Origin of the sequence: Mesorhizobium sp. M4B.F.Ca.ET.089.01.1.1, assembly GCF_004022605.1 — a bacterium.
In the GTDB taxonomy this organism is placed as follows: domain Bacteria; phylum Pseudomonadota; class Alphaproteobacteria; order Rhizobiales; family Rhizobiaceae; genus Mesorhizobium; species Mesorhizobium abyssinicae.
Window position 1 is genome coordinate 1 of record NZ_RZOS01000315.1, and the last position, 6,836, is coordinate 6,836.

At 66.6% G+C, this 6,836-nt stretch carries 6 protein-coding genes; 2 read left to right on the top strand and 4 right to left on the bottom strand.

The annotated features are described in order from the left end of the window. Positions 1-64: 64 nt before the first annotated feature. The 4 genes from EN780_RS24020 to EN780_RS24035 all read right to left on the bottom strand — a co-directional run bounded on the left by EN780_RS24020 (position 65) and on the right by EN780_RS24035 (position 4,252). A complete protein-coding gene (locus EN780_RS24020) occupies positions 65-433 on the bottom strand; it encodes a cupin domain-containing protein (protein WP_128275511.1) in 369 nt (122 codons plus the stop codon). Between the two features lie 110 nt (positions 434-543). Further along, positions 544-1,929, bottom strand: coding sequence for an FAD-binding oxidoreductase (locus EN780_RS24025; RefSeq protein ID WP_128275512.1), 1,386 nt, complete (start codon positions 1,927-1,929; stop codon positions 544-546). A gap of 95 nt (positions 1,930-2,024) precedes the next feature. Next, positions 2,025-3,806: a chloride channel protein gene (locus tag EN780_RS24030; RefSeq protein WP_128275513.1), complete on the bottom strand. Its 1,782-nt coding sequence runs from the start codon at positions 3,804-3,806 to the stop codon at positions 2,025-2,027. 146 nt (positions 3,807-3,952) lie between these two features. Next, entirely contained in the window at positions 3,953-4,252 is a 300-nt protein-coding gene (locus EN780_RS24035; protein ID WP_128275514.1) for a putative quinol monooxygenase, read from the bottom strand. A gap of 141 nt (positions 4,253-4,393) precedes the next feature. On the opposite strand from EN780_RS24035, the gene flhA reads away from it, so the two are divergent. Further along, positions 4,394-6,481: a flagellar biosynthesis protein FlhA gene (gene flhA, locus EN780_RS24040; protein ID WP_128275515.1), complete on the top strand. Its 2,088-nt coding sequence runs from the start codon at positions 4,394-4,396 to the stop codon at positions 6,479-6,481. Further along, a partial coding sequence (locus EN780_RS24045) for a flagellar biosynthetic protein FliR (RefSeq protein WP_189556688.1) occupies positions 6,478-6,836 on the top strand: 359 nt, incomplete at its 3' end. The genes flhA and EN780_RS24045, both read left to right, overlap by 4 nt.

The window sequence follows — 6,836 nt, forward strand, 5'->3', positions numbered from 1 at the left end:
GCCCTGGTCTCACCGAGGGGGCCGATCGAGCACTGACCCGGTTCGGGTCGATCGTCGCCTGCGATCAGGGGGCGCTCTGGATCATGTAGAGCTTGCGCGTGGTCTCCCGGATCAGCCATTCGCCCTTCCAGCCTTGCGGCAGGACGAGCAGATCGCCCGGACCGAGCTCGCGCCTTTCGCCATCGGCGCGCGCTACTTCCACCCGCCCCGAGATGATGTGGCAAATCTCCGACGAGCCCGAACGATCGGCGGTGAAGCGGCCCGGCGTGCATTCCCAGATGCCGATATCGACGGTCCCGTCCGGCGATTGGAAGAACGAGCGCACCGCCTCGACCTGGTCGCCTTCGATGGAGGTCGGCTTCGGCGAGAACGCCCCGATATCGGCCGTGGCTAGGTCGTGGAAAGTCGAAAGGTCGATCAATTTGGGCTCCATGAATCCGCTCTAGAGCAATTCCAGGAAACGTGTGAACGGTTTTCCGTCCGGAATTGCGTCAAAACAATGAGTTAGAGCAGGCCGCCGTTTCCGTGAAACGGTGAACTGTTCTAGTGGCCGGTGATGGCGTCGGCCAGGGCGGCAAGCTTCGAGGTGTGCGAAAGCCCGGCGGCTTCGCGGCGATCCGCGAGATGGTAGAGCTGGTACATCGAGTGGACGCCGAGCCAGCGGAAGGGCTCCAGCTCCCAGCGCCGCACCTTGCGGTTGACCCAGGGCAGGCCCGTCAGTTCCGTGTCCTGGCCGAGGATCAGGTCGGCGAGCGTGCGCCCCGAAAGATTGGAGCTGGAGACACCCAACCCGACATAGCCGCCGGCCCAGCCGATGCGGGTCGTCGGGTCGAGGCCAACCGTCGTGCACCAATCGCGCGGCACGCCGAGCACGCCGCACCAGGCATGCTCGATGCGGCAGCCCGCCGTCTGCGGCAGCAGCGTCATCAGGATCTGATGCAGCTGGTCGATCGTCGCCTGCTGCGTCTGGCCGTTGACGTCGGTGCGCGAGCCGTAGCGATAGGGCACGCCGCGCCCGCCCATGGTGATGCGCCCCTCGCGCGTGCGCTGGGCATAGCAATAGGCATGGGCGGCACTGCCGAGCAGCTCATGCCCTTCCCAGCCGATCGCGCGCCACAGCTCAGGCGACAGCGGCTCGGTCACGATCTGCGCGCTGTTGAGCGCCAGCCAGGTCCGCTCCTCGCCGGGGATGCCTGCGGTAAAACCTTCGGTGGCGCGGATGATGGTTTCTGCTCGCACCGTGCCGCGGTTGGTCGTCACGCTGCCCTTGGCGATGGCGGTCACCGTCGTCTGCTCGTAGATCGGCACACCCAGCCGCTCGACGGCGGCAGCAAGGCCGCGCACCAGCTTGGCCGGCTGCACCCGCGCCTGGCCATGGACGACGAAGCCGCCAAGGACGTCGCGCACATTGATGCGCGCCCGCGTCGCCGCTTGATCGAGCATCTCGACGCGGTTCGGATCGACGTCCCAAGCGCGGATCGTCTCGCACTCCTCGCGGGCGCGTTCGAGCTGCGCCGGGTTGGTGGCCACGGTCAGATTGTCGACGCGGCGAATGTCGGCATCGATCCCTTCGGCCGCCGCCACCCGGATCACCTCGTCGACGCAGCCGGCCATCGCCGCCTGCATGGCACTGACACCTTGCCGGGTCGAGGTCTTGAGATATTTCTCGCGCGACCAGGTGAAGCCGCCCGACAGCCAGCCGCCATTGCGGCCCGACGCGCCGAAGCCAGCGAATTCGCGCTCGATCAGCGCGATGCGCAGCGACGGTCTCGCCTTCTTCAGATAGTAGGCGGTCCACAGACCGGTGTAGCCCGCGCCGACGATGACGACATCGGCCTCGATATCGCCGGGCAAGGGCGGCCGCGGCACGGGAACCCCGCCGATATCCGCATACCAGAACGATATGTCGCCGTTGCGCTTGGCTTGCATGGGAGAATTTCCGGAGGGAGGGTGAAGGGATCAGGTGGGCGTCGTGTCTGCTGTGCTGTCGTCAGCCTGATCATTGCAGGCGCCGGCGAAAGGCGCTAGCCTTCGCCGGAGAGATCCCGCCGCGCTTTGTCGAGTTCCTCGGCATAGCGCCGCATCAGGTGGCTTTCGGTCAAAAGACCGAGCACGACGCGATCGGCGAAATCCTCGACCACGGCCAGTTCCTCGGCACCGGCGCGCTGGAAGGTTTCGGCCGCCGTCTGGACGTTCATGGAAGGCACCAGCACGGCGTCCTTGAACCGGGCGAGTGCGCGCACCGGCGTCTCGCCATCCGAAACCTCGCTGTGCAGTTCCGCCACGATCAGCACGCCGACATAGTGCTGGCCCTCATCCACGGCGATGACGCGCTGCGCCGAGCCCAGCGGCACCGCCTTGCGGAAGGCGCCGAGCGTCGTCGCGGCATCGATGGTGCGGACATCCTTGCGCATCATCGAGCCGGCCGTGAGGCTGCGCATCCAGCCGACGTCGTGGGCGCTGCGGATGGTCTCGCCGCGTAGGTGGAAACGCCAGGTCGAGAACGAATAGCCGAATGTCTCGCGCACCAGCATCGCCGCCATGAGCGAGGCCGCCAGCACGACGCCGGTGAGCGTCAGGTCGCGCGTCGATTCCAGCGCCAGGAAGGTCATCGTCAGCGGCGCGCCGACGACGCCGACGGCGAGCGAGGTCATGCCGACGACGGCGGCGACCGCCGGATCGATGCCGGTCGCCGGCGTGATGGCATTCGCCTCGCCGGCGAAGACCTTGCCGAGCAGCGCGCCGAGGAACAGCGAGGCGAAGAACAGGCCGCCGCGAAACCCCGAGCCGAGCGAGATCGCCGAGGCCGCCAGCTTCAGCACGAAGACGCTGGCGACGACGCCAAGCCCATAGTTCATCGCGAACTCGCGATGCAGCGCGCCATGGCCGCTGGACAGCACCTGCGGCGTCACCAGCCCGAGCAGCCCGACAAGGATGCCGCCGATGAAGGGCCGCAGCGAAGCATCGATCGACAGCCGGGCGAAGCCGTGCTCGATCAGGCTGACCAGATGCATGATGGCGATCGAGGCCGCACCGCCGAGCAGGCCGAGCAGCAGGAACGGAATGTACTGGCTGGCGGTCAGCGCCGGCAGGCCGGACAGTTCCAGCGGAAACGGCACGACGCCAAACACTTCCGCCGTCAGCGAGGCGCAGATGGCCGCCGTCATCACCGGCGCGACATTGGCGACCGAATAGATGCCGATGATCAGCTCGAAGCCGTAGAAGGCGCCGGTCAGCGGCGCGTCGAAGGCCGCGGCGATGGCGCCGGCTGCGCCGCAGCCGACGAGGATGCGCACGTCGTTGCGGCGCAGCCTGAAGGCGCGCGCCAGCCGCGACGCCAGACCAGAGCCAACCTGCGTGTAGCCGGCCTCCAGCCCGACCGAGGCGCCGAAGCCGCTGGACAGCACCGTCTGCCCGACGATGATGAACGTGTCGGTGAGCGACATACGCCCGCCATAGAGCGCGTTGGCCTCGATCGGATCGACCGGAGTGCGGAACTTGCGCTTCCTGAGCCAGATCACGCTCAGCCCAAGCAGGATGCCGCCGATCGCCGGGATCATCGCCTGCACCGGGCTTGCCAGCGAGAACATCGCCGACAGCCGGCCGCCCGGCTGCACGCCGTAAAGCAGCCAATGCATGCCTTGCACCAGTTCGCTCATGCCGGTGACAAGCGCGCCCGACATCACCCCGACGACACCCGCAAGTACGACGATGACGATGCCGCGCGCCTCGAGCAGCGGGATCGATCGGATCAGCACCGCGCGCAGCCGGCGGGCATAGACTTGGCTGTGGTTTGTGGCAGTCATCGGAGCGGTTGGCCGATATCCGAAGGGAATGGAAAGCTGCCGGCCTGATACGCCCGGCGGCATTGCGTGGCAATTGCAATGCCGACTGCATGTGGCGCCATTTTGGCGCTGCGGCAATCGCGACGATATCGATGCAGGCTGCTCTGTCAGGTCGGCCTGGCGTCGCCGGCTTCGTAGAGCACGAGGTTGCGGTCGCCGATGCCGAGCGCCGCCCAGCTCGCGCGCCAGTCGGCGATGTGCGGCGAGCGGAAATGCGCCTCGAGCGCGGCCCTGTCGCTCCATACCTCCGTGACGCGGATCAGCCCGCTGTCGAGGACATCCTGCGCGTAGGAATATTCGAGGCAGCCCGGCTCGGCGCGGCTCGCCGAAACCATCGTCTGCATGGCCGGCCTTGCCTCGTCCAGCCTGTGCGCCGGCAAGCGGATGGTGCCGATGATCACGAGCATGCCGGTCCCCTTCTGAAGGTTGCGCGCGGCTGAGGATGCCGCGCCCATCGGCAGTAGCCAGTCTCCCACCTTCGCGCAAGCTTGGCCGGTTAGGCTCGAAAGGCTGCCGCGCACTCGGCGGGCTGGAGACTTGAGGACGATATGGCGATCAGCGAAACAATCCCGGCAGGCCTGGCGGCCAAGAACGGCCGCGACGTCTTCTTCGCGCTGGGCATCGTCATCATCCTGGCCGTGCTGTTCCTGCCGATCCCGGCCTTCCTCATCGACATCGGCCTCGCCTTCTCGATCGCGCTGTCGGTGCTGATCCTGATGGTGGCGCTGTGGATCCAGCGGCCGCTCGACTTCTCCTCCTTCCCGACCGTGCTGCTGATCGCCACCATGCTCCGGCTGTCGCTCAACATCGCCACCACGCGTATGATCCTGTCGCACGGCAATGAGGGCACGCACGCGGCCGGCTATGTCATTTCGGGCTTCTCGAAGCTGGTGATGTCGAGTGACTTCGTCATCGGCCTGATCGTCTTCCTGATCCTGATCGTGGTGAATTTCATCGTCATCACCAAGGGCGCCACCCGTATCGCCGAGGTTGGCGCCCGCTTCACCCTCGACGCCATTCCCGGCAAGCAGATGTCGATCGACGCCGACCTCTCCGCCGGCATGATCGACGAGAAGACGGCGCAGTTGCGCCGCCGCGAGCTGGAAGAGGAATCCTCCTTCTTCGGCTCGATGGACGGCGCCTCGAAATTCGTGCGCGGCGACGCCATCGCCGGCCTCATCATCACCGCCATCAACATCGTCGGCGGCATCGCCATCGGCTACATCCGCCACGGCATGGGCATGGGCGAAGCCGCCGACGTGTTCATCAAGCTGTCGGTCGGCGATGGTCTCGTAACCCAGATTCCGGCGCTGATCGTCTCGCTCGCCGCCGGCATGCTGGTCTCCAAGGGCGGCACCCGCGGCTCGGCCAACCAGGCCGTGTTCGGCCAGCTTGGCGCTCACCCGCGCGCGCTCTATGTCGCCGCCTTCCTGCTGGTCATCCTCGGCCTCATGCCCGGCCTGCCGCTGTTCCCGTTCTTTGCCCTTGCCGGCGGCATGGCTGGTCTCGGCTACGTCATCCCGTTGCGCCACAACCGCGCCATGGCCGCCGCCGCGGCGCTGAAGGACGAGGAGAAGGCGAAAAAGGCCGAGGAGGAGAAGAACTCGGTCAAGGCCTCCCTTGCCACCGCCGAGATCGAGCTCTTGATCGGCAAGCAGCTGTCGACGCGCCTGCTGGTGTCGCATCAGGAGCTGGTCTTCCGCATGGCCAAGATGCGCAAGAAATTCGCCCAGCGATATGGCTTCGTCGTGCCCGAAGTGCGCGTCGCCGACGACTTCGCCATCCCGCCGAAGAGCTACCAGATCAAGGTCCACGGCACGGTCGTCGCCGAGTACCAGATGCGCGTCGGCGAGATCATGGTGCTGCTCGGCACCCGCGACGTGCCGGACCTGCCAGGCGAGGAGATCCGCGAGCCGGCTTTCGGCATGCGCGCCTTCTCGGTGCTGGAGACCTTCGCCGAGGACCTCAAGCGCGAGAGCTACACCTATGCCGACAACATGTCGGTGCTGCTCACCCATCTCTCCGAGGTGATCCGCAACAACCTGCCGCAGTTGCTCTCCTACAAGGACATGAAAGCGCTGCTCGAGAGGCAGGATCCGGAATACCGCAAGCTCGCCGACGAGATCTGCACCTCGCACATCTCCTATCCCGGCCTGCAGGCGGTGCTGAAGCTTCTGCTCGCCGAGCGCGTCTCGATCCGCAACCTGCATCTGATCATCGAGGCCATCGCCGAGATCGCGCCGCATGTGCGGCGCACCGAGCAGATCGTCGAGCACGTCCGCATCCGCATGGCGCAGCAGATCTGCGGCGATCTTTCCGAGGGCGGCATGCTCAAGGTGCTGCGCCTCGGCAACCGCTGGGACCTAGCCTTCCACCAGAGCCTCAAGCGCGACGCCAAGGGCGAGGTGCGCGAGTTCGACATCGACCCGCGCCAGCTCGAGGAATTCGGCCAGGATGCGACCAAGGCGATCCGCAAGCATCTCGAAGCCGGCGAGCGCTTTGTCCTCGTCACCGCGCCCGACGCGCGGCCCTATGTGCGCATGATCATCGAGCGCCTGTTCACGACGCTCCCCGTTCTCTCCCATGTCGAGATCGCCAAAGGCGTCGAGATCAAGGTGCTCGGGACGATCTCGTGAGCGCGCTCTCGCAAGGCGTCGTTATCGCCGCCTTCCTCGCCTTCTGCCGCATCGGCGCCTGCTTCATGCTGATGCCGGGCCTGTCGAGCGCCCGCGTGCCGATCCAGGTGCGGCTGTTCGTGTCGGTCGCCGCCACCGGCGGCCTGCTCGCCTTCCTCTGGGACCGCATCTACCCCTATGTCGATCCGCGTCCGCAGATCCTGGCGCCGATGATCGTCTCCGAGCTTTTGGTCGGCGGGCTGATCGGCGCCATGACAAGGCTCTACATGGAGGCGTTGCGCTTCATCGGCTCGGCCATCGCCATGCTGATCGGCTATGGCGGCTCGGGCGGGCCGGCGATCGAGGAGCCGGAACC